At 36.6% G+C, this 26,986-nt stretch carries 34 protein-coding genes and 2 riboswitches; of the genes, 27 read left to right on the top strand and 7 right to left on the bottom strand.

What is annotated here, in order from left to right:
• The first annotated feature begins 17 nt into the window (after positions 1-17).
• The 3 genes from WBM70_RS09375 to WBM70_RS09365 are packed head-to-tail and all read left to right on the top strand — an operon-like array spanning position 18 to position 2,408.
• Complete coding sequence (locus WBM70_RS09375) at positions 18-1,448, top strand: SDR family oxidoreductase (protein WP_424558247.1); 1,431 nt, start codon at positions 18-20, stop codon at positions 1,446-1,448.
• Between the two features lie 47 nt (positions 1,449-1,495).
• Positions 1,496-2,035: a lipocalin family protein gene (locus WBM70_RS09370; RefSeq protein ID WP_424558246.1), complete on the top strand. Its 540-nt coding sequence runs from the start codon at positions 1,496-1,498 to the stop codon at positions 2,033-2,035.
• Positions 2,025-2,408: a sirohydrochlorin chelatase gene (locus WBM70_RS09365; RefSeq protein ID WP_424558245.1), complete on the top strand. Its 384-nt coding sequence runs from the start codon at positions 2,025-2,027 to the stop codon at positions 2,406-2,408. Before WBM70_RS09370 ends, WBM70_RS09365 begins: the two co-directional genes overlap by 11 nt.
• A 154-nt stretch (positions 2,409-2,562) precedes the next feature.
• Here the strand turns inward: WBM70_RS09365 and WBM70_RS09360 are convergent, their stop codons facing one another.
• Positions 2,563-2,985, bottom strand: a complete 423-nt coding sequence (locus tag WBM70_RS09360) for a hypothetical protein (RefSeq protein WP_424558244.1) — start codon at positions 2,983-2,985, stop codon at positions 2,563-2,565.
• 6 nt (positions 2,986-2,991) lie between these two features.
• Entirely contained in the window at positions 2,992-3,573 is a 582-nt protein-coding gene (locus tag WBM70_RS09355; protein WP_424558243.1) for a DUF2202 domain-containing protein, read from the bottom strand.
• A gap of 50 nt (positions 3,574-3,623) precedes the next feature.
• Positions 3,624-3,702, bottom strand: a riboswitch (cyclic di-GMP riboswitch).
• Positions 3,703-3,779: 77 nt separating this feature from the next.
• Positions 3,780-3,858, bottom strand: a riboswitch (cyclic di-GMP riboswitch).
• A gap of 281 nt (positions 3,859-4,139) precedes the next feature.
• On the opposite strand from WBM70_RS09355, the gene WBM70_RS09350 reads away from it, so the two are divergent.
• Positions 4,140-4,442, top strand: coding sequence for a hypothetical protein (locus WBM70_RS09350; protein ID WP_424558242.1), 303 nt, complete (start codon positions 4,140-4,142; stop codon positions 4,440-4,442).
• Between the two features lie 15 nt (positions 4,443-4,457).
• On the opposite strand, the gene WBM70_RS09345 is transcribed toward WBM70_RS09350, so the two are convergent.
• The gene (locus tag WBM70_RS09345) at positions 4,458-4,880 is read right to left on the bottom strand and encodes a hypothetical protein (RefSeq protein WP_424558241.1); all 423 of its coding nucleotides are present in this window, start codon (positions 4,878-4,880) and stop codon (positions 4,458-4,460) included.
• Between the two features lie 493 nt (positions 4,881-5,373).
• Between WBM70_RS09345 and WBM70_RS09340 the strand changes: the two genes are divergently transcribed.
• From WBM70_RS09340 to trpB, 4 genes are all read left to right on the top strand, one after another.
• Positions 5,374-5,889, top strand: a complete 516-nt coding sequence (locus WBM70_RS09340) for a flavin reductase family protein (protein ID WP_424558240.1) — start codon at positions 5,374-5,376, stop codon at positions 5,887-5,889.
• Position 5,890: 1 nt separating this feature from the next.
• A complete protein-coding gene (locus WBM70_RS09335; protein WP_424558239.1) occupies positions 5,891-6,088 on the top strand; it encodes a hypothetical protein in 198 nt (65 codons plus the stop codon).
• Between the two features lie 70 nt (positions 6,089-6,158).
• The gene (locus WBM70_RS09330) at positions 6,159-6,356 is read left to right on the top strand and encodes a hypothetical protein (protein ID WP_424558238.1); all 198 of its coding nucleotides are present in this window, start codon (positions 6,159-6,161) and stop codon (positions 6,354-6,356) included.
• A 150-nt stretch (positions 6,357-6,506) separates the two neighbouring features.
• Complete coding sequence (gene trpB / locus WBM70_RS09325; protein ID WP_424558237.1) at positions 6,507-7,715, top strand: tryptophan synthase subunit beta; 1,209 nt, start codon at positions 6,507-6,509, stop codon at positions 7,713-7,715.
• Here trpB and WBM70_RS09320 read toward each other — a convergent pair.
• The 3 genes from WBM70_RS09320 to WBM70_RS09310 all read right to left on the bottom strand — a co-directional run bounded on the left by WBM70_RS09320 (position 7,693) and on the right by WBM70_RS09310 (position 10,844).
• Positions 7,693-8,151, bottom strand: coding sequence for an SRPBCC family protein (locus WBM70_RS09320; RefSeq protein ID WP_424558236.1), 459 nt, complete (start codon positions 8,149-8,151; stop codon positions 7,693-7,695). The two genes, trpB and WBM70_RS09320, sit on opposite strands and share 23 nt — an antisense overlap.
• A 90-nt stretch (positions 8,152-8,241) precedes the next feature.
• Positions 8,242-10,353: a hypothetical protein gene (locus tag WBM70_RS09315; protein WP_424558235.1), complete on the bottom strand. Its 2,112-nt coding sequence runs from the start codon at positions 10,351-10,353 to the stop codon at positions 8,242-8,244.
• A 20-nt stretch (positions 10,354-10,373) separates the two neighbouring features.
• Positions 10,374-10,844 (bottom strand): hypothetical protein, encoded by a 471-nt coding sequence (locus WBM70_RS09310; RefSeq protein ID WP_424558234.1) that lies wholly within the window; start codon positions 10,842-10,844, stop codon positions 10,374-10,376.
• Positions 10,845-11,034: 190 nt separating this feature from the next.
• Here WBM70_RS09310 and WBM70_RS09305 point away from each other — a divergent pair, with 190 nt between their 5' ends.
• The 7 genes from WBM70_RS09305 (at position 11,035) to WBM70_RS09275 (ending at position 15,211) form a co-directional block, all read left to right on the top strand.
• Positions 11,035-11,466, top strand: coding sequence for a BLUF domain-containing protein (locus WBM70_RS09305; RefSeq protein WP_424558233.1), 432 nt, complete (start codon positions 11,035-11,037; stop codon positions 11,464-11,466).
• 45 nt (positions 11,467-11,511) lie between these two features.
• Positions 11,512-12,270 (top strand): SDR family NAD(P)-dependent oxidoreductase, encoded by a 759-nt coding sequence (locus WBM70_RS09300; protein ID WP_424558232.1) that lies wholly within the window; start codon positions 11,512-11,514, stop codon positions 12,268-12,270.
• A 7-nt stretch (positions 12,271-12,277) separates the two neighbouring features.
• Positions 12,278-12,700, top strand: a complete 423-nt coding sequence (locus tag WBM70_RS09295; RefSeq protein WP_424558273.1) for a nuclear transport factor 2 family protein — start codon at positions 12,278-12,280, stop codon at positions 12,698-12,700.
• Between the two features lie 8 nt (positions 12,701-12,708).
• Positions 12,709-12,993 (top strand): HNH endonuclease, encoded by a 285-nt coding sequence (locus WBM70_RS09290; protein ID WP_424558231.1) that lies wholly within the window; start codon positions 12,709-12,711, stop codon positions 12,991-12,993.
• A gap of 165 nt (positions 12,994-13,158) precedes the next feature.
• Entirely contained in the window at positions 13,159-13,413 is a 255-nt protein-coding gene (locus tag WBM70_RS09285; RefSeq protein ID WP_424558230.1) for a hypothetical protein, read from the top strand.
• Between the two features lie 78 nt (positions 13,414-13,491).
• Positions 13,492-14,766, top strand: coding sequence for an MFS transporter (locus tag WBM70_RS09280; RefSeq protein WP_424558229.1), 1,275 nt, complete (start codon positions 13,492-13,494; stop codon positions 14,764-14,766).
• Positions 14,753-15,211, top strand: a complete 459-nt coding sequence (locus tag WBM70_RS09275) for a methyltransferase family protein (protein ID WP_424558228.1) — start codon at positions 14,753-14,755, stop codon at positions 15,209-15,211. The genes WBM70_RS09280 and WBM70_RS09275 overlap by 14 nt, the downstream gene beginning before the upstream one ends.
• 35 nt (positions 15,212-15,246) lie before the next feature.
• Here the strand turns inward: WBM70_RS09275 and WBM70_RS09270 are convergent, their stop codons facing one another.
• Complete coding sequence (locus WBM70_RS09270) at positions 15,247-15,867, bottom strand: SOUL family heme-binding protein (RefSeq protein WP_424558227.1); 621 nt, start codon at positions 15,865-15,867, stop codon at positions 15,247-15,249.
• Between the two features lie 167 nt (positions 15,868-16,034).
• Here WBM70_RS09270 and WBM70_RS09265 point away from each other — a divergent pair, with 167 nt between their 5' ends.
• From WBM70_RS09265 to WBM70_RS09210, 12 genes are all read left to right on the top strand, one after another.
• Entirely contained in the window at positions 16,035-16,901 is an 867-nt protein-coding gene (locus tag WBM70_RS09265) for a hypothetical protein (RefSeq protein ID WP_424558226.1), read from the top strand.
• A 261-nt stretch (positions 16,902-17,162) separates the two neighbouring features.
• Positions 17,163-17,681 carry a lipocalin family protein gene (locus WBM70_RS09260; protein WP_424558225.1) on the top strand — a complete coding sequence of 173 codons (519 nt, stop codon included), beginning with the start codon at positions 17,163-17,165 and terminating at the stop codon, positions 17,679-17,681.
• The gene (locus WBM70_RS09255; protein WP_424558224.1) at positions 17,678-18,913 is read left to right on the top strand and encodes an NAD(P)/FAD-dependent oxidoreductase; all 1,236 of its coding nucleotides are present in this window, start codon (positions 17,678-17,680) and stop codon (positions 18,911-18,913) included. The genes WBM70_RS09260 and WBM70_RS09255 overlap by 4 nt, the downstream gene beginning before the upstream one ends.
• A complete protein-coding gene (locus WBM70_RS09250; protein ID WP_424558223.1) occupies positions 18,910-19,650 on the top strand; it encodes a DUF1365 domain-containing protein in 741 nt (246 codons plus the stop codon). Before WBM70_RS09255 ends, WBM70_RS09250 begins: the two co-directional genes overlap by 4 nt.
• A gap of 1 nt (position 19,651) precedes the next feature.
• Positions 19,652-20,878, top strand: coding sequence for a class I SAM-dependent methyltransferase (locus tag WBM70_RS09245; protein WP_424558222.1), 1,227 nt, complete (start codon positions 19,652-19,654; stop codon positions 20,876-20,878).
• Complete coding sequence (locus WBM70_RS09240) at positions 20,875-21,405, top strand: DUF3833 domain-containing protein (RefSeq protein ID WP_424558221.1); 531 nt, start codon at positions 20,875-20,877, stop codon at positions 21,403-21,405. Before WBM70_RS09245 ends, WBM70_RS09240 begins: the two co-directional genes overlap by 4 nt.
• Before the next feature lie 49 nt (positions 21,406-21,454).
• Positions 21,455-22,648 (top strand): HD-GYP domain-containing protein, encoded by a 1,194-nt coding sequence (locus WBM70_RS09235; RefSeq protein ID WP_424558220.1) that lies wholly within the window; start codon positions 21,455-21,457, stop codon positions 22,646-22,648.
• A gap of 117 nt (positions 22,649-22,765) precedes the next feature.
• On the top strand, positions 22,766-23,248 hold the full coding sequence (locus tag WBM70_RS09230) for a glutathione peroxidase (protein WP_424558272.1): 483 nt from the start codon (positions 22,766-22,768) through the stop codon (positions 23,246-23,248).
• A gap of 75 nt (positions 23,249-23,323) precedes the next feature.
• Positions 23,324-24,139 carry a TIGR01777 family oxidoreductase gene (locus tag WBM70_RS09225; protein WP_424558219.1) on the top strand — a complete coding sequence of 272 codons (816 nt, stop codon included), beginning with the start codon at positions 23,324-23,326 and terminating at the stop codon, positions 24,137-24,139.
• 106 nt (positions 24,140-24,245) lie between these two features.
• Complete coding sequence (locus WBM70_RS09220) at positions 24,246-25,679, top strand: FAD-dependent oxidoreductase (protein ID WP_424558218.1); 1,434 nt, start codon at positions 24,246-24,248, stop codon at positions 25,677-25,679.
• 100 nt (positions 25,680-25,779) lie between these two features.
• A complete protein-coding gene (gene hemH / locus WBM70_RS09215; RefSeq protein WP_424558217.1) occupies positions 25,780-26,718 on the top strand; it encodes a ferrochelatase in 939 nt (312 codons plus the stop codon).
• On the top strand, positions 26,718-26,986 hold a 269-nt coding region (locus tag WBM70_RS09210), incomplete at its 3' end, for an NAD(P)-binding protein (RefSeq protein ID WP_424558216.1). The genes hemH and WBM70_RS09210, both read left to right, overlap by 1 nt.

Here is a 26,986-nt window from a genome sequence, read left to right as displayed (position 1 = left end):
CCACAAAAGGATACATAATGAAAGTTCTACTTACCGGTGCGAACGGCTACATAGGGAGACGTCTAAAACAAACCCTTTTAAATGAAGCTGTCTCCTTGCGATTACTCGTGCGTAACCCTAAAAGTCTTGATCCTGATTTGGGAGTTGAAGTCGCTAAAGGTGACACTTTTGATCCTGATTCACTTGAACGTGCTCTTGAAGGTATAGATGTAGCATACTATCTTATACACTCTTTACAACATAAAAACTATAAAGAACTTGACAGACAGAGTGCACAGAACTTTTTGGATGCAGCGATAAAAAAAGGAGTCAAACGCATTATCTATTTGGGTGGGTTAGGCCTAAAAGAACACGCTAGTGAACATCTTTTGAGCCGTATAGAGACAGGAGAGATACTCTCAAGTAAACCAGACCAGATCGAAACCGTCTGGATACGTGCTGGGGTGATCATAGGTTCGGGTAGTTCTAGTTTTGAGATCATTAGGCACTTGACTGAAAAACTTCCGGTCATGGTTACTCCAAAATGGGTTAAAACACTTGCACAACCCATCGGTGTAGATGATGTGATCACATATCTTAATGCATCGAAAGATTTAAGTATTAAAGGTAATCTGGTTGTAGACATTGGCAGTGAAAAAATGACCTATAAAGAGATGATGCTGGGATGTGCAACTGCTTTAGGGCTCCGTCGCTGGATTTTCCCTCTACCTGTACTTACTATTAATTTATCGTCTTATTGGTTGAATTTCTTTACGCCTGTACCTTACACTGTAGCACGTTCACTGATAGAGGGTCTCTCTTCAGAAGTGGTGATACAAAATGACCATGCCGAGCAGTATTTCCCTCAAATACACCCTATAGGGTTTGAAGCTGCAGTGAGAAAATCTATACAGGAAATGGAAGAAAATCAAGTCTTCAGCAGATGGAGTGATGCAGGTGGGGGAGGTGACAGGTGGGAAAGACAGCATAAAGGTGACCCCGCATCAGCAGTTTTAATGGATCGTCAGTCTATTAAACTGGGTGGCATTCCAAAAGAAACTGTTTACCGTACCTTTTGTTCTATCGGAGGCAAAGAGGGGTGGTTTGGGTATGATTGGCTTTGGGAGATCAGAGGATGGATGGATAAAATGATTGGTGGTGCAGGACTCAATAGAGGACGAAGAGATAGTATCCATTTACGGGTAGGAGAGAGTGTAGATTTTTGGCGTGTAGAAGACCTTAGTAAAAATGAAAGACTACTCTTGTATGCACAAATGAAAGTACCTGGAAAAGCATGGCTAGAGTTTAAGATAAAAGAAGATGAACTCGTACAAACTGCCTACTTTTACCCGCGCGGACTGTGGGGGAGAATCTATTGGTATTTACTTACTCCGGTGCACTATCTGGTTTTTAAAAATATGATACAGTCTATTTTAAAAAAAGCAGATACGATGAACAAACAAAAATAAAGTACTAATTGATTGAAAATAGTATAAAATTAATAAAAAGGATTAATATGATTAAACTACTACTGCCTCTTACATTAGCACTTACTCTGTTACTAACAGGATGTAAAACTTATGAAAAACCAGAAAATGTCATTCCCGTAGAAAACTTTAAACTTACAGAGTATCTTGGTACATGGTATGAGATAGTAAGACTGGAACACCGATTTGAAAAAGGTATGGAGGCTATAACTGCTACCTATAGTATGAGAGAAGATGGTGGAGTGAAAGTGCTTAACCGTGGCTATAAAACTGCAGAGAAAGAGTGGAATGAGGCTGAGGGGAAAGCTTACTTTGTGGGTGCATCTGACAAAGGCTTTTTAAAGGTCTCTTTCTTTGGACCATTTTATGGTTCATATATTGTGATGGATACAGACTACAAAACCTACACCATGATAAGTGGTCCAGACCACTCTTACTTCTGGATACTCTCTCGTACACCTACATTAGATGAAAAAACGTTTAACAGACTTTTAGCTCAAGCAAAAGAAGCAGGGTTTGATACAAGTAAACTTATCTACCCTGATCAGAGTAAGAATGATGCAAAATAATGCACTCATTATCGTAGCTCACGGTAGTAGAAAAACTTCTTCAAATGAAGAGGTCATGGGATTGGGGGAGAAAGTGAAATCCTTACTAGATGAAGACTATACGTTTGTTATGACGGCATTTTTAGAGTTTGCCACTCCCTCTTTGGAAGAGAGTGTGCTCTCCTGTATAGATAGGGGTGCGAGTGAGATAGTCATCTTACCTTACTTCCTAGCCTCTGGTAATCATGTCACCCGAGATATCCCTGAAGTGATTCAGAAGACACAATCATCACACCCTCAAGTAAAAATAATACTTAAAGAACATTTAGGTAGTTCATCTGATATGGTGAGACTTCTTAGTAGTATGGCTGTCAGTCCAAACAAAAAACTCTAAAATTCAAAAAATACACTACAAGTTTTAGAGGCAAAAGATATAAAAATAAAAACCTCATAAAGTTATATATTTTATAAGGTTTTCTAACAAATGTATAATTACTGAATAATGTATTTAGAGGTTTTAGAATAGCGGAGAGTAAGACAACTATATTTTAGTCTACTTTACGACCTGCATAGTAGTTGATCTTCCACCCATCTTCTTCTTTTGAAAAATAGAGTTTTTTACTTTTTTCATCTTCTGTATATTTAATGGTTTGTCTTTCTGTGCCATTCCATTCTTGAGACTTTATCTCTATCTTGGGTGACAATTTTCTTGAAATAAGATCTTGCGAGAGTTTATTTTCCACTTCAGCCAGTGAAGTGGCATTTTCTTCAGCTTCTTTTAGTCGTGCCTTAAATTCTGAGTCTCTGAATGATAATCTTAACCCAAATGTTTCCAAGGTCATTAGATAAGACTCTAGAGTCATCAGATCTTTGACTAAAGAAAGGTCTCCACTATAAAGTGCTTTATAGTAAAGACCTAAGATCTCATCAGGTTCCATCATGGTAGAAGGTGCAACTTCATTCACTAACATAATATATTATTGCTCACGTGCAACAGCAGTTTCAAAAGCATCTAGGTGATTCAAACTACCTTCTTTAAGATTCTCAAATACATTAAAGACATCATTTGGCATACCCACAGCAGCACGTTCCAAATCATCTATATCAGTAATTTCTATAAATACACCCACCTTAAGTGCCTCTAGTAGTGAGTCTGAACCTTGTGCAATACAGTTATCATAAAGTTCTTGGAGTGGCTGAAGCTCAAAATCACCTACAGAACCTTCATCGACACCTGTAATATCGACACCATATTTTTCACAAAGACCCCTTGCAGAATCAATGTGTCTCTGCTCTGATTTTTGAATAGATGCAAATGTATTTTCATTCGTATAAATATTTCCTAAAGTGATATAGACATCTCTAGCAACTTTTTCTTCCTGATAAATAAAAAACAACATATCTTTTTGTTCATTGGTCAGACCAGTAGTCGTACGACCGCCTCCACCATCTGTACGACCTCTTGCATATGTAGTACTGCTAAATAATGCAACTCCACTTAAACTCGTAACTAGCATTTTAGATAAAAAGTTTCTACGGCTGTTTGTATTATTTTTCATTGATATCCTTTGTATGAATGGTTGTTGTGTAAAAGAAGTGTAAAATTCATTTTGGCAACCTGGCGATCTTATGATCTAAGACCCATAGCTTTCCGTCCTTGCTTCACAACAAGTTTGGCACAACAAAATATGTTTGAATTAAATAAAATTTCTGGTGAAAACAAGTAGTAAAAAAGTAGGAATATACATAATAGGCTAATATTATATTTGGCAACCTGGCAATCTTATGATCTAAGACCCATAGCTTTCCGTCCTTGCTTTACAACAAGTTTGGCACAACAAATAGTATTTAAAATATCTCTTGACTATACATTATTAGTATATAATTTATATGATTAAATAACTCTTATGGCAAGACGTAATAAAAGATTGGTGATATTGAATCATAGTTTTAGATTAGAGTAATAAACCTTATAAAGTTATAGATTGTTTTCTATTTTCTTCTTTGTCTTATTCTTATCGTCTCTATGGGAGCGAAAAAAAGTATTATGTATATTTTGTATGAGAATAAGCAAATAATGTTATGATGCCAAAAAGGATTATCTCATATCTAAAAGGAACCCCTTATGTATACAGTAAAAATGGAAAAAGAGTGTGAATGTTTTAAAAAAAGTGAATACAGCAATAATGTGACCTTTGAAACACAACAAGATGCCTACAAGTATGCAAGCACAGTTATTGAACTTATGAATGAAGAGTTTTGTGGTACACACAACTTTACTGCACACAAAGGGGATGGTGACTACTTTCTAATAAAAGTGGCAATCAATCCTGAGGCTGTGGGCATTACGCCTCATGTGAGTTGTGATGTTGGCTGTAGTGCTACGGATAAGTGGTCTTTAGAGTCTAACGCCAAATCTAATAAATAACATTCAATTTATACTTTAATTTTTAACCTCACTCATCATTTTACGCCAATCGGTATCAAATTTTCTAAATATGTAGTCTTCAGCGTGAGGTATGGTGCACCCTGAACAGTCTTGGTGTATTTCTCCTTCTTTAATAGCGCGTTTTCCGCGTTTTGAACTAATGGAACAGGTGGAGTGAAAGGCTAGGTCTTCTTCTATAGGAGGTGATTGGTAAAACCTAAAGTGAGGACACCCACACATGTAGCAGTTAAGTTCATACATCTCATGGCATTTGGTTTTTGTGGCATAAAGTTCACAAAAGTCCGGTTCATTCTCAACCATGTTCTCAAAAATGAAGTATTGAACTATATCAAATGTATCAAGCCCTTGGGCTTGGAGTTTTTGTACGATGGCTGCATGTTTTTTTGCATGTGCTTCAAACCAGTCATTGTATGTCATGGGCATCCTTGTAAATTTTTGATATTGGTATTATAGCTTAACAAATATGAAGGCAGTGAGACTGTATACTAGGTAAAACCTCAAGTATTTCAAAGCCAATAGTTTGTGTTTATGGCATTACCTTCTCAAAAACTTTTCTAAGTTCTGCATACTCTTCTATGTTCACACTATCTTGTGGGATATACTTTTTTATGCCTGATATTTCTGCCATTCACATAAAATTTGTCATTTTGGAACAAGATTTCATCATCGGATACTCCCACATATGTTAGATAAACTTCAACATATATCACAAATATTTAGGATACATTCTTACGAACACCGTGGGAAGAAGAAAAAAGATGAAAACCTTAAAAATTTATATATTTGATTTGGGTTTTAGCGTTTTTTGTTGAAACAACAATGGCAAAGTAGATATTTAGCACGAATAGACATAAACCATATACGAAATACTTTTATATCAGTATAAAATATTAGAAAAAATGAGGAACCCATGTTTAAAACCTATGATACTTTAGAACAAGCAACACATGCACAACCAAGAGTCACTGCTTTGCTAGCCTGCCAAAACAATCTTATGCCTGCTTCATGGCACATGCCTATCTCGAAGTCGCCTTTTCGCTATGCAGTAGCCGTTCGTGAAGAGAACTATACACATCAGCTGATACAAGAACACAAAAGCTTCACACTCAACTTCCTTCCTTTTGAGCACTTTGAAACAGTGAACCTGATGGGAAAATTACATGGAGACATGGATGATAAACTAGCACAAAGTAACCTTCACGTAGAAAGTGAAGACAGATTTAAAAATGTCTTACTTAGTGCCTCAGACTTCATCTACGAGTGTGAAGTGTGCGATACCTACAAAAATGGAGACCATACTATTTTTATAGCGGATGTTGTTAAAATACATGTGAATGAAAAAGAGAGTCAAGAGCCTATGTTATTTTCTGGACGTGGAAAATATGCAACAGTGGGAAAAACATTTATATCAAAAAAAGGAGTCTAGTGTGACATTAGAAGAAATTGCGTTTGAGTTGGAATTAGCAGGATTGAGAATGGAGGAACAAAAAATGTTGCTCTCTTCTGTGAAAAGAAGTGGATTTGATGCAAAATTACTTGATAGAAAGTTGATAGGTATGGGATATGCACCAGTTTTTACTATTTACGATGATGAGGTAGTGGTGAATCCACATAAGAGAAACTAAATGTATACTATGTTTAGTGAGATTTTGTCGGGAGACATAATAAAATAAAATATATTAGAAGGAATAAAGTATGACATTAGAAGAAATTGAATTTGAGCTTGAGATGGCAGGATTAAGTAGAGAACAACAAGTGAAGATATTATCATCTGTTAAAAGAGGTGGCTATGATGCAAAGGTACTCGATCAAAAACTACGACTAATGGGGTTTCCACCAGCCTTTAGTATCTATGATGATGACGAAGAAGATACAAATAACAAGACTGAGTAGCGGTCACACATTTCTCTCCGTCTCAATAATACTTCTCTTGAAGTAAAATTAAACGATGTTTAGAAATTGATCTATTCGCTTTAAACGTCATAAAAAGACTACGAATATACTACTAAAGTTATTATACTAGGCATATCAAAGGAGATAGCTATGAAAGCATATATACCAAAAGAATTTAGTTTTGACCCAGACGAGAGAGGTCACTTTGGAAAATTTGGTGGTAGATACGTACCTGAAACACTCATGCCCGTACTCATAGAATTAGATGAAGTCTATAAGAAATACCGTTTTGACACAACATTTTGGAATGAGGTCAATGCACTCTACAAAGATTATGTAGGTCGTCCATCACCTCTGTATAAAGCCCAGAATATAAGTGATGAGATAGGTGCAGAAGTGTATCTTAAACGTGAAGACCTCAATCATACAGGCGCACACAAGGTGAACAATACCATTGCCCAAGGTCTTTTGGCCAAACGTATGGGAAAAACAAAGATCATTGCTGAGACGGGAGCAGGGCAGCATGGAGTTGCTACAGCAACTATCGCGGCACTCATGGGACTGGAGTGCGAGGTTTTTATGGGTGCTAAAGATGTAGAACGTCAACAACTCAACGTCTTTCGCATGAAACTGCTAGGTGCCAAAGTTCACGCTGTAGAGTCTGGCAGCCGAACACTCAAAGATGCCATGAATGATGCGATACGACACTGGGTGACGCATGCCAGAGATACCTTCTATGTGATAGGAACGGCTGCAGGGCCTCACCCTTACCCTCTGATGGTACGTGATTTTCAGGCGATCATCAGTTATGAAGCCAAAGCACAACTCTGGGAACAAGCACATACGCTACCTGATTATGTGCTTGCATGTATTGGTGGGGGATCAAACGCTTTAGGTATGTTTGCACACTTTATAGAGGAAGAACAGACCGAGTGCATCGGTATAGAAGCAGGGGGAAAAGGATTGCAAAGTGGAGAGCATGGTGCGTCTTTGGCTCTAGGAAGACCGGGTGTACTTCATGGCCAGCTGAGTTATCTGCTACAAACAGACGATGGACAGGTAGAAGAGGCATACTCTCTCTCTGCAGGACTTGACTACCCAGGTATAGGCCCTGAACACTCTTACCTCATGGAGCAAGGCAAAGTAGTGTATGACTACGTCACAGATGATGAAGCACTGGATGCCTTTGTATGGCTGAGTAGAGCAGAAGGTATCGTACCTGCTTTTGAAAGTGCTCATGCCATAGCCTACCTCAAAAAGATGCCCAAGGAAACCATCAAAGGTAAAACCATCATCATCAGTCTTTCAGGACGTGGAGACAAAGATATGATACAGGCTATGGAGCTATTGAAGCTATAGCCTCTTTGGTCTTTTTATGTCTGTAGTCAAACATTTTTTGCATATCTCTTTTCACAAACCATACAGCAAGGCTACTTAGGGGCTCAAAAGGTAGAGAAAAGGTCACAACGTCACGCAAGATGCTGTGTGTGGCATTTACTTCAATAAAGTGATGTTCATGCCTAAAAAGTTTAAACGGTGAGCGGGTAGCGACATCAATGATGATATACGGATACTCCACTTTTTCAAACGTCAACTCCCACACAAAAGAAAGCCATCCTTTTTTGATACGTAACACAGCTTCATTTCCCTGCTTTAACGGTGTTTCAAGTTTAAGTATCTCGACACTGGTATCCTTGGGTGTAATGAGAGCAAGATTATTGGTGTCGGCATGAAAGTCAAAAAGGGCTTTGACAGAGCATGGTATGGGTGTTTCAAATATTAGTGTATGTTTCATACTCGTATTATGGCGTATATTTCGCTATTTAGTATATGACTTTTGTCTGTTCATCTTAGATCTGTAACCTAAGATGTAACATCCGAAATTCTAAGTCTGTGGAGATGATGGCTTTTCAAGCTTCTCTTGAAATTTGTCTATAAGCAATAGCATTACGGGTAAAATAAACAGGTCTGTTAACAATGACAATGAAATTAAACTTGCACTATAGATTCCGATGAGTTCTAAAAAGTGTACTTGTGAAAAATACAACATTAAAAAAACTGTTATGAGTATAATGGAGCCTATTATTACGGGGATACCCGAATAAAAATACATTTTTTCAAGTGCATGCTTACGCGTTCGACCAAAATAACGAAATCTAAAATATTTAAATGCAAAGTGTATAGTGGCATCAGATGCAAGACCAATTGAGATAGTTGTGGCAATAAGCATCTCAAGACTAAGAGGAATAGCTAAAAGAGTTACAATCATCCCGAACAATATAATAGGAATGGTATTGACCGTAAATCCGACAAACACCATCGCTTTTGATCGGAAGATCCACCCTGTAATCATCCCAATAAGTATCAATGCTGTCAACAATGAACTCGCGAGTAAAATAGTTTGGTTATATTTTGCACTTCCAATGAGTGTAGCCTCATCTACAAAATAGAGTTCAATCCCCTTATACTGCAACAACCACTCGATTAGTTCGACTTTATTGATATCCGAAATGTTAATGACAATATTAACAGCATTTTCATCAAAATACTTTTCACTTAAATTATAAAGATCCATATAAAATAGTGCTTGTTGTAAGGCTTCTTCATCTAATTCCCCCGTTTGGGTATTTGATTCATTAAGACTATTTATAATACTCGATAAAGAGATGACTTCATCTATTTCATCTTCGAAGCGTTCCTCTATAGCTTCCGTAAATTTTTTTATAGAGTGTACCAAAGGGAGGTCTATTTTTGTATATGGAAGTTTAAGTTCTATTTGTTCATTTTTGACATTAAGTTTAAAAAATCTATTACTTTCACCATAGATCAAATAGGCTCCTATTGCCAGCAATAAATACATTGATCCCAAAAACCCAAAAAGAAATTTTTTGTTATAACGGAGTTCTTTAAACGTTAGTATATATACTAACTTTGCATAGGGTACATGCGCGTGTTCAATTTCAAAATAACTTAAAAAAGATGGTAAAAAAGTGAGGTTTAAAAGATAACTTATTAATGAAGATAAGATTACACTGAGACTAAGCAGCTTGATAATATCAGAATCTATAAAAACCAAACTACCAAGACCAAGTATAGTAAGAATGGATGTCCACATAGCCGGTACCATATTTCTGGTTAACAATTTTACAAGGGCATGGTGTTGATTATGTTTATACTGTGAGACATGCCAGCGGTAGTAAAAATACAAAAATTCCACCAGTGAGATACTAATGGCAATAAAAAGCATACTAAAATGAATTGTCTTGATACCAGTGATCATGACTATAAATGTAAAAGTTAAAACTGTGCTAAAAGATATAAGTAATGTAGCACTAAAGAATGCTACATGACTTCGAAATAACAATCGAAATATCAAAACTGCAATAAGTAAAACTATCATAATGTAACTGCTTAAAAAATACCAGTTAATCTCCCCATCATTCACATCATAGGTATAGGTACCCGGTATACTGAGTTTACTAATATCTACAAACTTTTCTCCGCTGATAAAATAATAGAATGTTTTAAAATCATCTTTAACCACAATACCATAATCATTATGTAACTCTTTAAGTAGTTTATTAAGCCTGAACGTATCTAGATCACCTGCATTGATGACCGTCAGCATCTCAGATTCATCACTGCTTTTTTTTGTCTCAACAAAATCGTTACTGAACAACGAATATACTTTCTGTACATCCTCAAGGTTTACGAGTTCTTCATGCAGTGCTTTAAGTGACTGGTGCATATTTTCATCAAAACTTTCAATGCGTACTACCAACTTTGAAAGATGATGTGTTTCAAACTGTTTTGCCTGTGTTTGTTCTAACTGTTTTGAATCTTTAAGCCAAAAAAGTGCATCTGAAGAGAGAAATCTTGGTGTATAGAGCATGCCCATAAGAACAACAAACAACACATAGAACGATATAATTTGCAGACGATACTTGAGTACGACATCTACATATCGGTTCATATCGGGTGTGTAATGATACTTCATTTAAAGATCCTTTTTCCCTGTCATTTCATGATATAGATATAAGGGCGCTTATAAACATCTATCTCTTGGGCAACTGTAGTAATTCGATTAACCTTTGCTTTTGTCGTTTTATTGCCTTTTTCAGTATATACCTTCTCTTCTACCATGATCTCCAAAAGTGTTTCTATAGGATTTGATGACATATATACTGCAGATACAACATCTGTTGATTTCAAACGCGGAATACTATATAAAAAGAGGTGATACTTATATTTAGAAAGCATCTTAGTGTTTTTATTAACCATAGTGATGAATTTACGTGAGTGTTTACAAAGAGGATCAATGAACACATATAACAGCTTTTGCCCACTGCCAAGGACAATGGCATCATTGTGTATGCTATTTAACAATGAAACTGATACATTGTATGAGAGATGCTTATGTTCCTTTTGCTCATTAGCAAACAACACAGTAGCCATCAAACAAATACTTAAAATTATTATTCTAATCATAGGTTAGTATAGCGTAGAATAACAACAGATTGATAACATAAATGAATGATTTTTAATCAATTTTAAAAAAGAACCTAGAGAATTGTCATCCTCGTTATGTATCAATCGACAATATAAGACTACAAAGATAGATAGATAAATCATAAACTTACATAAAGGTGAATACTAAAAAGTATTGAAAGGGCTACCTATGAAAGAAGAAATTGAAAGTTATTTTTTTAAATCGTTGATATATGTAAGTAAGGCAGAAGAAAATGTTGATTATACAGAGATCTTAAATATTCTTACACACTCCTGGAAATATAACCATAACAGTTATATATCTGGAATGCTGGTCTATGATGACAGACATTTTATACAGATCATTCAGGGGCCCATAGCAACCATTGACAAGTTGTTTGCACGTATCTCGCATGATCCTAGACATACAGATATTAAATTGATCGGTGAAGAACTTTTACATGATCGTAATTGTAGTGGTTGGGGCATTGGCTTTTATGATAACCAAGAGGTCGCAAACGTGTTCTATGAGTCTTTTCATGTAGGACATGGTGAAGCACTTTATGATGTTAACTATGCAGATGCAAAGTCTTTGTTGCTTACATTGAAAAATGTCATTTAATATAGCAAATGATTGAGATCTGAAAGGCTGGAAAAGGAGTCGCAAATGAAAAAACGTATATGGATAGTTGGTGGAAGCAGTGGGATTGGACTCGAACTTGTTAAAAAGTGGTTACTAGAGGGTATGTATGTTATTACCAGTGCCAGAAAATCGAGCAGTACAAAAGAACTTTTGGCACTAAAGCAAATCTATGAAAAACAGCTTCAGATCGTAGATATCGATGTGACCTCTATAGAATCTGTTAAAAAAGCTGTACCTCAAGCATGGAAACGTTTTGAAGGTATTGATGTATGGTTCTATAATGCCGCAGTCTATGAAGTCATGTCTACAGAAGAGTGGAACGTTGAACATTTTGAAGCAATGATGCAGATCAACTACATGGGAGCAGTGCGAGTGATGAGTGAACTATTGCCTTATTTTGAAAAAGAAGGAGAAGGTCGGTGGATCTGGAATGCCAGCCTTTCAAGCTATTTTGGTCTTCCCCTTGGAGGAGGATACAGTGCACCTAAAGCGGCACTGTTGAATTTGGCTGAGTCTCTTCAACCTGAACTCAGTGTCAAAGGTATTCAATTACAGGTGATCAATCATGGTTTTGTTAAAACAAGACTCACACAAAAAAATAGCTTTGATATGCCAGAACTGATGACACCGGAAGAAGCAGCAGAGAATATCATGAAGAGGACAAAGAATTCTAATCGTTTTGAGATACATTTTCCTTTTAAACTCTCCACCTTTTTACAGGCATTACGTTTGATGCCGTACCGAATTTCTTTAGCCTTGACCAAAAAAATGTTACCAAAGTGATGCAGTGATGACAGAAGATAAAATAACCCATTTTTTTGAGAACTTGTATCCTGGAATTTCTATGGATGGTTTTAGCTCCATCTATGATGAAAAGGTGTCATTTAAAGACCCTTTCAATACGGTAGAAGGCATTGCCTCTGTATATGAGATCTTTGTTCATATGTTTCAAAACCTTGATCACCCTAGATTTGTTATCACTGAGTATATGGAGAAAGAAAATATTATCTATGTGAAGTGGGATTTCCACTTTACTTTCAAAGGTCAAAAGAATGAAAGCGGTTTTGAAGGGGTGAGCCGCTTGGTGGTGAATGAGCAAGGCAAGGTCATCTCACATACAGACTACTGGGATGCAGCAGAACATATGTATGAGAAGATGCCGCTTATAGGCTCACTGCTTCGCTTTATCAAGAGAAAGATCGCTGTTTCTTAGTCCCTATCATGCAAAATTCTAAAACAACTGGAATATGTCTAACATGTCATCGTCATACAGCATTAACGAAGCACCATCTTATTCCTAAAAAAAGGCATAAGAAGAAGGTACATGATGAGAGTATGTTAAATGAAGTGATCTTCATCTGCAGACAGTGTCACGACGGAATACATGACTTTTACGATGAAAGAACATTAGCAGTATGTTTTAACACTTTAGAAAAACTGCTTGATGATGAAGCACTCAAAAAGCACTTTTTGTGGGTTTCAAAATGTAAAAAAGGTTTAAAATAGCTTTTGCATTACCTATGGCTAGAGCCCTGTAAGTTTTTGCTCTAAGTAAAGCTAGAAATGATATGAACACCTTAGGTTATTTAGAGGTCTTAAGCATATGAACAGACAAAATATCAGTATGAATTTGTAGTAAATTATAATAATATGCAAAATAAGGAGTTTAAAATGATAAAAAAATTAATACTTTCAACTGCTCTGTTTACGGTATCAGTATACGGTTCTACAGATGAACTCTCGTCCACTGATACTATTGTAGGAATGAATGAAAAAACAAATTATCCTGTGTGGAATACCAGCATCGAGAAAAAAGCATCTGGAGAATCATGCAAAGATGGTAATTGTTTGTCAAAAGATGGCAAGGTCTATAAGTTTATTACTTCATTACGGGATAAAGTAAAAAAACAGTGCAGGAAATTGTAAAAACTTTGCACTGTTTTATGCATTTATGATTAATCTATTGAGAATGAATGTCAAACAATACTGCAGAGGGAGCGAAGGATGGAAATGAACCAAAATAGACTTAAGAAAAGTATACTGTTTTCCTATGCTGCCACAGCAATCCCACTTGCTATGCTGGGACTTCCCCTTTACATCTATTTACCTACATTTTATGCACAGAATGTCGGACTTAGTGTAACGCTTGTTGGGTTGATACTTTTTTTCTCCAGGCTCACAGATGTTGTTACTGATCCACTTGTGGGACTCTATAGTGATCGTTTTGGGACTAAATACGGTAAAAGAAAGCCCTTTATGCTCTTGGGTTCAATCTTATTGGCCATCAGTTTCTATGCGCTTATCCATCCACCTGAAGATCATGTTGAAATTTGGCTTTTGATCTTTTCAATGCTTATTTATTTGGGGTGGAGCATTGTATCCATACCTTACCTTGCATGGAGTGCTGAGATGACTTCTAACTATCATGAAAAGACACGTCTAAGCGCAGCAAGAGAACTTTTTACTATCATCGGTGTATTGGCAGCACTTCTTATACCTTACCTTTATAGTGTTGCAGAGTCTGCAGATAAAAGTCTGGATATCTTATATACTGCATTTCTGGTAGCTTTGTTTTTCATGCTGCCTTTTACCCTTATAGGTATCAAAGAGAGCAGTGTAAAACCCAGCAAGCATATTTCATTTAGAGATATTAGAATACTATGGGAGAAAATACCTTCACTTAGCCGGCTACAATCAGCTTTTACACTGAACTCTCTGGCAAATGCTCTTCCTGCAACACTCTTTTTGTTTTTTGTACAGCTTGTCTTGGAAGAAGAATCAAAAACAGGTCCACTTCTCTTACTCTATTTCGCCTCAGGTATAGTGGGACTACCTTTTTGGACGATGTTATCCAAAAAAATAGGCAAACGCAAAAGCTGGCAAACTTCTATGTTACTTGCTTCGGCTGCCTTTATTTTTGTGCCATTTCTTGGCAGTGGCGATTTTTTATGGTTTGCACTAATTACTTTTGTTTCAGGACTTTCTTTAGGTGCAGATATGGCACTGCCATCTTCTATTCAGGCAGACGTGGTACAGAAAATAGACAATCAAAAAACCTCTTATTCGGGTATACTGTTTGGTATCTGGGCAATGTTAACCAAGTTTGCACTCGCTTTTGCTGTGGGGTTGGGATTTGTCATATTGGGTGTAGTGGGGTTTGAACCGGAAGCACCCACACCATTGGCACTCAATACACTAGCATTACTCTATGGAGGAGCACCGGTTCTATTTAAAATGATGGCATTTTGGATCATGAGAGGTTATCGTGAAACAGTTTAAACTAACACCTTCAGCTTTGTTTCTTATTACTTTTGTTTCAGGATTGGTTCTCTCCTGGATACACCCTTGGCATTTAACTTACTATATGAATGGAACAGTCGTAAGATCAACAGGAGTAATTCTTCTTATAATAAGTCTCCTACTCAATATATTTGCCTATAGGGAATTTAAAAAGTCTGTTACACCTCATGCACCATTTATGAAACCCAAAGTGCTCATAAAAAACAGTGTTTTTTCTCTCAGTAGAAACCCTGTTTATCTGGCGTTAATACTCTCAGAATCGGGTTTGGCTTTTGTGTTTGACAGCATTTGGATTCTTGTTGCTGCGGGAATGTTATGGATAGTACTTGATATAGTCATTGTCAGACCTGAAGAGAGAGTGCTTGAAAACAGTTTCAAGCACGAGTATGAAAACTATAAAAAAATGACCCGAAGATGGTTGTAGATAGATAAAATATATTTGTGCAGACCACAACATATTTATCTTTGAATTTCAACCATGATCTCATTTCTACGCATGAACCATAATGCAAATGGAGAGTTATACCGAGCAAAGTTTGGTTTACCTATGATCTTAATGTCAGCATCATCAAGTGCTTGAAGAAGCATCGTTTCATTTTCCTTATACTTTTCTTCTCCCCAGCTTCCGGAGTATTTCCGTACGGCTACAGTTTTTGCCGGTATCTCGCGAAGGTTTATACGTTTATCCAAGGGTAGGGGAAGTGTATCTAGAGTGAATTTTTGTGGCATGACAAAACTGAAAATGGCACTTTGCGGATTGTTTTGGTCTATCTCTTGTATCACTGGGGCTGTCATTTGTATCTTGACACCATTATCCTCGACAGGCTCCTGTATCACCGGAGCAGTCATTTTGATCTTACTGCGTTGCTGGTTTTCGCCAGAAATGTATTTGACAAGAATTCTAAATGCTTGTCCGCCCATTTCCTCAAATGTCCCTGTGACTTCTGTTTGCGCTACGACATACGGAGCGTATTTCCTAATCTCATACGTATCATTTTTTTCAATGATCGTATACTTCGGTTCTTCTATTGCCATGAGTGTTCCTTTAAGTAGAATAAGTAACAGTATGATTCTTGACATGCTATACCTTTCATATTTTATACTCTTAAGTATGACATATCATTGTATTTTTAGAACGCTTAATATGTCAATTCATTACTCTATTTAAGATTAATATAATATACATTAAGAGTAAAGTGATATGGTAAATTAAGAATATAATATTTCTAAGAAGTCAGGAACAAACAATGAAAGTAGTTATTAATCTTTATAAGAAGCATAAGTTAACGGTTGACAATTATATTACTACATCACTAAAGAATGCACCTACAGATTATATTGAACATTCAGGAGTATTACTCAAAAAATATAAATTTATTCAGTTGATTTATAGTGTGGATAAGGAGTATCGTCAAATTAGTCCCTCGGTCTGTCGTAAAGAAAAAGAGACAACTAATGTAGGAAGTGACAAAACTCACTACTTTACGCAACTTGTACTTGATGAAGATGACTTTTATATTTCCAATCCGTATATTCATTACCGTACTGGAAAAGCAAGTATCACAGTCGTAAAAAAGATTGATGATATTTACTATGTATTTGACTGTGATCTTATATCAGTGCTTGAAGAACTGCGTCTAATTGAGTTTAACAGTGCACATGATAAGTTAAAAAAAGGAGTCTATATCCTTGGGTCAGGTCTATTGGTTGCTATATCAATTGCACTTCTTTTGTATGGCGCATATATATTTATAATGACATTTTTTGGTGGAGATAAAGACTTTTTACATGATATTTTTCAAGCTATCATTGCCGCAACGTTGGGGATAGCAATTTTTGACCTGGCCAAACAGATCATAGAGCATGAAGTCATTTTTCACTCCTTTAGCCATCATGAGGATAGACAATATAAGGTTTTAGGTAAATTTTTAGTTTCCATCATAATTGCATTGTTGATTGAAACTTTGATGGTTGTCTTTAAAATTGCCCTGGATGATTATAAAGATATGCAAAATGCATTTTTCCTCTTGATAGGGACTACTGCTATGTTCGTCGGGTTGGCATATTTTTACAAAACGATTATCGGAAGTTCTACTTCAAAAGAAGAAAAATAAACAGTGGGGAAACTTTTCTTCAGGTGTTTATATTAAGCAGCTACATACAAACAAGCTAACATGCTTGTGTAGCCTCATTTTAACCTTATTAGAGAGATCTGGCACATTTATCAGTAATCTCTCATGTTCTAGTCTCCATCTGAGCCGACTATATTCTTGCTACTAAGAGATGATTTTAATCAACTGACAAAAAAACAATACAAAAGGATTCAAAAAAAGCATAAACTACATTTACAGTCCAACACTTTAAAGGAACAAACAATGAGATACTATATATTTATTTTACTATCAACACTTTTATTCTCAAATACTCCTCTTACTCCCGTTCCTCATGTAGATATAAAAAAATTTAGTGGACTGTGGTATGAAATAGCAAGAACATATAACAGTTATCAAACAGAATGTGTTGCATCCTCTGTTGAATATGCATTACAAGAAGACAGCACATATAAAGTATTCAACCGATGTTTCAGAAATGTGATAGGTGGAGAACTTATAGAATATAGCGGTACTGCAGAACCTACAACCGGAAACTCAATGTCAAAGATAGATATGACCTATTATTATATTTTTACACGTGAGTATCGTGTGATTCACCTGGAAAATGATTATTCAGCAGCAGTGGTCGCCGATAAAGAGATGAAACAGCTCTGGATCATGAGCAGAGACCCGAAACTTCCCAAAAGAAAATTTGACAAGATCCTCGCAAAATTAGAAAAAAATATGGATCTAAAAAGATTGATCTATACACCTCAGGATGAAAAAGGACGTTACAAATGAAAATCGCAGTACTAGGAGCAGGCATAAGCGGTTTAGGTTCTGCTTATCTTTTAAGTCAAAAACATGAAGTTGATCTGTATGAAAAAGAAGATCGCTTAGGTGGACATGCACGTACTACTATGGTTGAAGAAGAGGGTAAAAGTTTTGGGGTTGATACAGGATTTCTTGTGTTTAACCATGAGACTTATCCTCTTCTGACCAAACTCTTCTCAAAACTCGATGTCAAGATAGAAAACAGTAACATGAGTTTCGGTTTTTGGGATGAATCATCCAATACAGCCTACAATGGCCAGTCCCTTGGTGGTCTTTTTTTTCAAAGAAAAAACCTATTTTCTTTATCTCACTACAGAATGATACTCGATATCATGCGCTTCAATAAAACAGCCAATAGAGATATAGATGAAAATAGTTCTGCACTGGATGTTAGTCTTGGAGAATACCTCAAGACTTATTCTAATGTTTTTAAAGAACGTTATATCATGCCAATGGGAGCAGCCATCTGGTCAACTCCTAGTGATAAAATGCATGATTTTCCAGCAAGAACATTTGTACAATTCTTTAAAAATCATGGGCTTCTTGGTGTCAGAACGCAACATCAATGGTTGACAGTAAGCGGAGGTTCAAAGAATTATGTTGAAAAGATCAAAGCACACATATCAGGTAAGATCATTTTAAACAGTGGTGTCGTTTCAGTAAGACGCCATACAGATGGTGTAACACTGATCCACAATGATGGAAGTGAAAGTACATATGACAAGGTCGTTCTGGCAATGCATGCGCCTCAAGCTTTGGAGATGATTCAAGATGCTACACTTCAAGAAGAAGAGATACTTTCTGCATTTCCATACAAGCAAAATGATGCACTTCTACACAATGACAGCAAAGCACTATACCCAGATAAGAAAATATATGCCGCATGGAATTACAAAACCGGTGGAAAAGAAAATGCTGTAACACTCTCGTATTGGATAAACAGGTTGCAAAATCTAGACAGTAAAAAAGAGTATTTTGTATCGTTGAATGAAACATCTCAATTAAATGATATAATAGAGAAGATATCATATGAGCATCCACAGTTTGACAGAAGGGCAATTATGATGCAGTCTAGACGTGAAGAGATAAATGGTCAGAACCATACATACTACGCAGGTGCTTATTGGCGTTATGGATTTCATGAAGATGGCCTCTGGAGCGGTAATACTATAGCCCAAGAATTTGGATGTGCGCTGTGAGCCACAGTTTTTTTGAAGGCACGGTCTATCATAAACGTTATACTCCAACGGTACATGAGTTTACTTACCCCTTCTATCTGCTAGATATAGATCTATCACTACTACATAGGCTCAAGAACAGACTGTTTTCACTTGAAGGTGTAAACCTTTTTTCTTTTAGAAGCAAAGACCACTTTGGACAAAGTGAAGATTTTATGGAAAACGTAGAAACTTTGCTTCAAGAGTTTGGTCTTACTTCAAGTGAGAATATGCATTTTGTAACCCTGCCAAGGATTGCAAACTTTGTCTTTAACCCTATTAGTGTTCTAATACTTTTTAAGGAGAATGAACCCACACATCTTTTTGCAGAAGTGCATAATTACAATGGTGGCAGGGTTGTTTATCCTGTCAAACTAGAGAAAAAAGAGAGTAAAAACTATGAAGGTGAAGTGATGAAGGAGATGTATGTCTCTCCTTTCCTTGAAACCAGTGGAGATTATCGTTTTCTCTTACGTTATGAGGAGGAAAAGATGTCTCTAAAGGTTAACCTATATGAAGCAGGAGAAAAAAAGTTAACTGCATCTTTTAGCGGAAAAGCAAGACCTTTTGAGAGTAGAACGGTTGCAAAACTTTTTGCACGACACTCTTTTTTAACATTTTGGGTTGTTACAAGGACATTGTGGCAGACATTTAAACTTTGGCGTAAGGGGCTCACTTTTTATTCTCCATCGCCATCAGATCAAATTAGGAGGTATTAAAATGAGAGTATTTTGGAATAAACTCGGAGATAAATATTTAAGTGCTATTGAAAAAGGGACACTAAATGTCACCTATAGCGATGGAATGCAAAAGACCTACGGCAATGGTCAATTACCTAAAGCAGACGTGCATATACACAACAGTCAGGTTTTTAAACGTATGTCACTTTATGGTGATATAGGTTTTGCTGAGAGTTATATGGATGGAGATTTTGAAACATCTGACTTAACTGCACTTATTACGATTGGATTGATCAATTCAAAGACGCTTGCAACTAAGAGTGAAGACAGAGCTTATAATCGTTTCATAAATCTCATGCCGCAACTCAATAAATTAAAACACTGGATGCGTAAAAATTCCAAAACACAGTCACAAAAGAATATTTCAGAACACTATGATCTCTCTAATAACTTTTTTGAACTGATGCTTGACGATACGATGATGTATTCTAGTGCAGTATTTGAACACCCAGAAGAGTCTCTTTATTCGGCACAACAAAGAAAGATCAAGTTGCTTGCAGACAAACTGCGCCTTAAACCTGGAGCGAAAGTACTTGAGATAGGTTCAGGTTGGGGAGCTATGGCCATACATCTTGCCAAAGAGAAACAGTGTGAGGTCACCACTGTGACACTTAGTAAAGAGCAAAAAGCACTGTGCGAGCAGCGTTTTAAAGAAGAAGAAGTGGAAAAACAAATAGAGATATTACTTAAAGACTACAGAGACCTTGAGGGTACTTTTGATGCTATCATCGCAGTAGAAATGTTTGAAGCCGTAGGAAAAGAGTATTTTGACATTTTCTTTAAAAAGTGTGAATCACTGCTTAAGCCTTCGGGCGTGATGGTAATGCAGATCATTACCATGCCTGACCAGCGCTATCCTGCATACAGTAAAGGTACAGATTTTATTCAAAAGTATATTTTCCCTGGTGGTCACTTACCAAGTGTTGGGAAGATACTGGAAACCACATCAACACATACACGTTTGAATCTTCTGCATATGGAAGAATTTACCGAAGATTATGCAAAAACACTTCGTCTATGGCATGAGGCGTTCCTTCAAAAACTTGATGAGGTTAAAAATTTAGGATTTGATGAATACTTCATCCGCATGTGGAAAATGTATCTAAGTTACTGTGAAGCGGCATTTATTACCCGTAATATTAACCTCGTTCAAGTAGCCTTTACCCGTGACCAGAACATTCAATTGAACAAAGGATTGGTAGCATGAAACTCAAATCAATTTTAACACTTGGATTGTGTGGATTTTTAACAGGCTGTGGTGGCATGCAGATAGATGATTTTGCAAACACTTCACCCGAATTCATCCCTCAAAAATATTTTAATGGACCTATGACGGCTTACGGTATGGTCAAAGACAGAGATGGAAAGATCATTCGAAGATTCAAAGGAAAACTAGTTGGAAGCTGGGACAAAAATGGTGTAGGAACACTTGATGAGCAATTCGTCTATGATGATGGAGAAAAACAGACACGTGTCTGGACACTTACACCAACTGGAGAAAATACCTTTATCGGTACAGCAGGGGATATAGTAGGTGATGCCCAGATGGTTGCTAAAGGAAATACGGTCATGATAGACTATACCATGCGTGTACCCTATAAGGATTCAACCATAGATATTGATGTACGTGACTGGTTGCACCTTCAAGAAGATGGTGTAATACTGAACCACTCTAAGATGAAAAAATTCGGTTTTGAAGTTGGAGAGCTTGTGATTACGATCATCAAGAATTAATGGTTAATTGAAAGATATTCTCTAGATTTGAGAATGAAAGGAGGGTGGCATGGTACTAAAAGATGAGACATTAGCCAAAGAGAAAGTAATGCTTGTGATCACCTATCTTATGCTTCTCTTTCAGCCATTATCTCTTATGGCCAACCTTTATCATGAGCGTATCTCTTTTTCAATTCTTTACTTCTTTACAACATTAGCAACGATCGTACATCTTTGGTGCTATTATAAGACACATGATTATGACCAAGCAGTTGAAAAGATCATGCTCATACTTACAGCACTCTTTTTCACCTTCTTTTTGATCGGAGAACATGAAAGTTTTGATGTTTTCTGGGTACTTATTATCCCTATTGTCGGCATGATGCTTGCCTCACTGGAAAGACTTCTTTTTTGGTTGAAACTCTTTCTAGTACTTTTGGTATTGATGCTTGCAGTAGGATTTCTCTTCCCTGAAGTGATAAAGTATGAAACCTTTGCTCTCTTTTCTCTACTCTGGGCAGGGATATTCATAGCTCTGATGTCCTATTATTATGCTAAAATAAAAACACATCTTGAAGATCAAATACACAGCTACCAAGATAACTTAGAAGAGAAGATCAGTATAGCAACAAAAGAGATACGTACATTAAATATATCCCTTGAAGAGACTCAGGGTGAAATCGTTGAGAGACTGGGTACTTTAGGAGAGTACCGTTCGAAGGAGACAGGTGCACATGTCAGACGTGTAGGACTCTACTCTAAGCTACTTGCACAACTGAATGGTCTTGATGAGCATATTGCAAAGCTTCTTGAAGATGCTGCACCTCTGCATGACATAGGTAAAGTGGGTATCCCTGATTCTATATTAAACAAACCTACCCCACTTACTGATGAAGAGTATAATGTTATGAAAAATCATACACTCATCGGGCAATCAATTTTAGATAAGTCTGATAAACCACTGATTCAACTTGCAAGTGAGATCGCGGGTGGGCATCATGAAAAGTATGATGGAACCGGTTATCCCCATAGACTAAAAGGGGAAGATATCCCCCTTAGTGCACGCATTGTAGCCATTGCAGATGTGTTCGATGCCTTGATAAGTCAACGCGTCTATAAAAGATCATGGAGTCAGGAGGAAACGATACACTATTTTGAAGAGCAAAAAGGCAAACATTTTGACCCTATGCTTACGGCACTCTTTCTAGATAATTTTGAACATTTTCTAAGGCTCTATTCTATCAACCCAGATAAAGAAGATTAAAGGAAGAACATGAAAATACATACTACACTAGAAACACATTTTAGACATTATTGTGGCGTCATGGTGGGAACGCTCTTATTACTGCTAACAACCAATATTAATGCAAAGGATACAACTATGGACAAGATTTATGATTTTAAGGTAAAGACCATTCAAGGTGAAGAGACAACACTGGCAGAGTATAAAGGAAAAGTGCTGCTTATCGTTAATGTAGCAAGTAAATGTGGATATACATCTCAGTATGATGGACTTGAAACACTTTATACGCAATATAAGAATAAGGGATTAGTGGTACTTGGATTCCCCTGTAACCAGTTTGGTTCCCAGGAGCCAGGTTCAGAGACAGAGATACAGAACTTTTGCCGTGTAAATTTCGGGGTGACATTTCCTATGTTTTCCAAGATCAATGTTAACGGTGAAGAGACACATCCGCTTTACCGTTATCTTAAATCAGAACAAACTGGTATCTTGGGCACAGAAGCGATCAAATGGAACTTTACTAAATTCCTTGTTGACAGAGAGGGTAATGTAGTGGAGCGTTTTGGTTCATCGACGAAACCTAGTGAACTGAAAGATAAGATAGAACGATTACTAAAATAGATCTAAAGTGAATTAATCATGTTGACTACACAAAGAGTCCATTACAGAATACTATAGTAAGAAAAAAGGTAAGTGATGAAAATAGCACTGACAGGAGCCAGCGGTTTTGTTGGGACATCTATACAAAGCCATTTTAAAGAGTGTATCATTATCGATAGAAAAGATGATACAACTACGATCATAGAAAAACTAAAAGGAGTTGATGTTGTCATAAATCTTGCTGGTGCTCCTATCATCAAACGTTGGAGCGATCCGTATAAAAAACTACTTATGGAAAGCCGGATAGAGAGTACTGAACGTCTTGTGCTCGCAGTGAACCAAAGTAATGTTACGCATTTTATTTCTACATCAGCTATCGGTATCTATCCTGATGATAAAAAATGTGATGAAGGGTGTACAGAGATCGCTGATGATTTTTTGGGTGAACTTGCTCATAAGTGGGAAGAAGAAGCACTTTTATGTAAGAAGCCAACGACTATATTACGTTTTGGTGTGATACTTGGAAAAGAGGGGGGTGCACTAGCACAGATGCTTACCCCATTTAAACTGGGTGCTGGAGGTATCATCGGCAATGGAAAGATGATGACAAGTTGGATACACATGAGTGATCTTCTGGGTATCTATCAGTACATTATAGATAATCACTTAACCGGCATTTTTAATGCTACTGCTCCAAATCCAGTGACCAACTACACTTTTACAAAGGCACTAGGTAGAGTTCTGAAACGTCCTACTATTTTACCCATACCAGAGTTTGTTCTAGGTATCATGTATGGTGAAGCAGCTTCTGTACTTACAGGCTCTAAAGAAGTGTATCCTCGTAAGATACTGGATGCAGGATATACATTTAAATTTGAACACATACAGAAGGCACTCGAAGAAATAATATAAATTTTCTATTGATGCTTTTTTATGAATTGACATATAACTACTATTAAAAACTATCACTTTTTTATATTTTATGAATAAATATATTACTTAAATAGAAGGTTTTATTATGTCAAAAACTAAAATAGCCATCGTTGGTGGAGGTGTTGCAGGTACAACAGCAGCATTATACTTAGGGCAGCTCGGTTTAGATATTACGCTTTTTGAAAAAAAAGACAGTATATCATCTGGACCGCCTTATTGCCATTTACATGCTGGAGGAAACCTCTATAGAGAAATATCTGATGAACAGTGTGTCACACTGCTTAGACAATCTATTGATTTTGTTAAGTTTTATCCATTTATTGTTGATTATAGACCTACAGTAATTGTCTTACCTAAAAATGACAAGAGTACGCCTTACGCTTTACTTCCTAGACTGAAACTACTTCAAAAAGAATATCAAGACCTTATAAAAAAAGATGAAAAAAATGCTGTACTTGGAAAAAGTGAGGAGTATTACAAACTTTACAATAAAGAAGATATAAAATCTTTACTTCAAAAAAATGTAGTTAATAAGCCTTCTAATAACGATGAGTGGATGTTAACGGCCATTAAACATATAGACCTTGAAAATGTACAATTTCCTCTTGTTCTGGTACAAGAGTATGGGATGAATCTTTTTAGGTTTGGGGCAGGTGCACAGCTAGCATTAGAGCAAATGGAAAGTATCAGCTTTTACAATAAGACCACTGTTAAACATATAGAAGAAGACAATGAACAATGGAAACTTACCTATACTAAAAATAATGAAATCCTTAAAGAGGAATTTGATTATCTTATTAATGCATCTGGTTTTAGAACAGGAAGTATAGATGATATGTTGGGGGTAAAGTCGCAGAAGATAGTTGAGTTTAAAGCTTCGTATATTTCACAATGGGAACAGAAAAGTGACATAATATTTCCTGAGATCATATTTCATGGTGAACGTGGAACACCTCAGGGTATGGCTCAGTTTACACCTTATCCAGGTGGTTACTTCCAATTACATGGTATGACGAATGATATCACCCTCTATGAAGATGGATTAGTATCAACGACAAATACAAGTGCTCAACCTAGATTGAAAAATCATTTCATTCAAAAGCTAGATGATGGCTGGAAGAAAGAAGATGTAAATCAAAGAACAGATAATGCTATCAAACATGTTACACAGTTTATCCCAGATTTTGCTAATGCAACGGTAGGGGCATTCCCCCTTTTTGGTGCACAGCAGATTCCAGGTGATGATCCTACACTTCGTGTGGCCGAAGTTTCTTTTCCTAAAGAGCGATATGCAAGATGTGAGATTGTTAAAGTATCCTCTTCACTGGAAATGGTAGATGCTATTGTACGTAAACTGATTAAACTCGGCTACATAAATGATGCATGTAATGAAAGTAGAAATATAGGCTATTTAACGTATATCGATGAAAATGCTTTAAACAAAGAGGCAAAAAATCTTGCACTCTCTAGAGGTTATCCTGGTGATTTAGCAAATATCAATATTCCAAGACCCATATAATAGCTTGATCTTTAGAAAATAATAATCAACTGACAAATATTATCTATGAATATACTTCATTTAGCACTATCATAACTTAGAAATAAAAAAGGAGAATATTATGAAACGCGCTGTAGTACTTTTGAATATGGGTGGTCCTAACAATATAGATGAAGTTGAGGTTTTTTTAAATAATATGTTTAATGACAAACACATTATTTCTGCACCAAAACCTATACGCATGCTGATAGCAAAACTGATTACTTGGAATAGAAAAGAGGAAGCCAAAAGTAATTATGCTGCTTTAGGGGGAAAGTCACCACTGGTAGACTATACAAAAAAACTCATTTCAAAAATTGAAACAGGCATAGATGCTTCTGTACACATGGTAATGCGTTATACACCTCCTTATTCAAAAGACGCTATTAAAAGTCTAAATGATGTTGATGAGATCTATGCGATTCCTCTTTATCCTCATTACTCAACTACTACAACACTCTCAAGTATGGAGGATTTGGAAGAAAGTATTAAAAAACATGGTATCAAAGCTAAAGTTAAAACACTCGAGAATTACTATCGTCATCCAGACTATATTACTGCAACTGTAGAACGTATAAAGGAAACTATCGGTACGGACAATCCTGAGGATTTTGAATTGGTGTTTTCTGCACATGGATTGCCGCAAAAGATCATAGATAAAGGAGACGACTACCAGCGTCATATCAAATACAATGTTTATCATGCAAGAAAAGCATTGCTGGAAGCAGGTTTGAATTTTCATAAGACACACATTGCCTATCAGTCGCGTCTTGGACCATTGGAGTGGATACGTCCCTATCTTGAAGATAAACTCAAAAGTTTGAAGAAAAAAAAGGTGATTATTTATCCAATAGCGTTTACTATTGATAATTCTGAAACAGAATTTGAACTGGATGTAGAGTATAGAGAGGTCGCTGAAGAGATCGGGTTTGAGGAGTATCGCGTGGCAAAAGCACCCAATGACCATCCAGCCTTTGTAAAATGTATTACTGACCTCTATGAAAGTATGAAAGATTCTTGATGATCGAATATGCAGTAGTGGGGTCAGGTATCGGTGGTAGCAGCATAGCTGCCTATCTTGATGCCAAAGGGTATGAGACTGTTTTGTTTGAAAAAGAACCGTATCTAGGTGGATGCAGTTCTACATTTGAACATAGAGGATATTCCTATAATACGGGTGCTACGACGTTTGCAGGATACGAAGAAGGTCATATTGTCAAATCTCACTTTGATGCCTTGGGACTTACCCCTGATATCATTAGCAGTGACCCTTCCATAGTGATTATACA

The organism is Sulfurovum sp. (assembly GCF_049668085.1).
Classification (GTDB): domain Bacteria; phylum Campylobacterota; class Campylobacteria; order Campylobacterales; family Sulfurovaceae; genus Sulfurovum.
The sequence above is the reverse complement of the archived record's forward strand: the minus strand, read 5'-3'. Positions and strand labels throughout refer to the sequence as shown.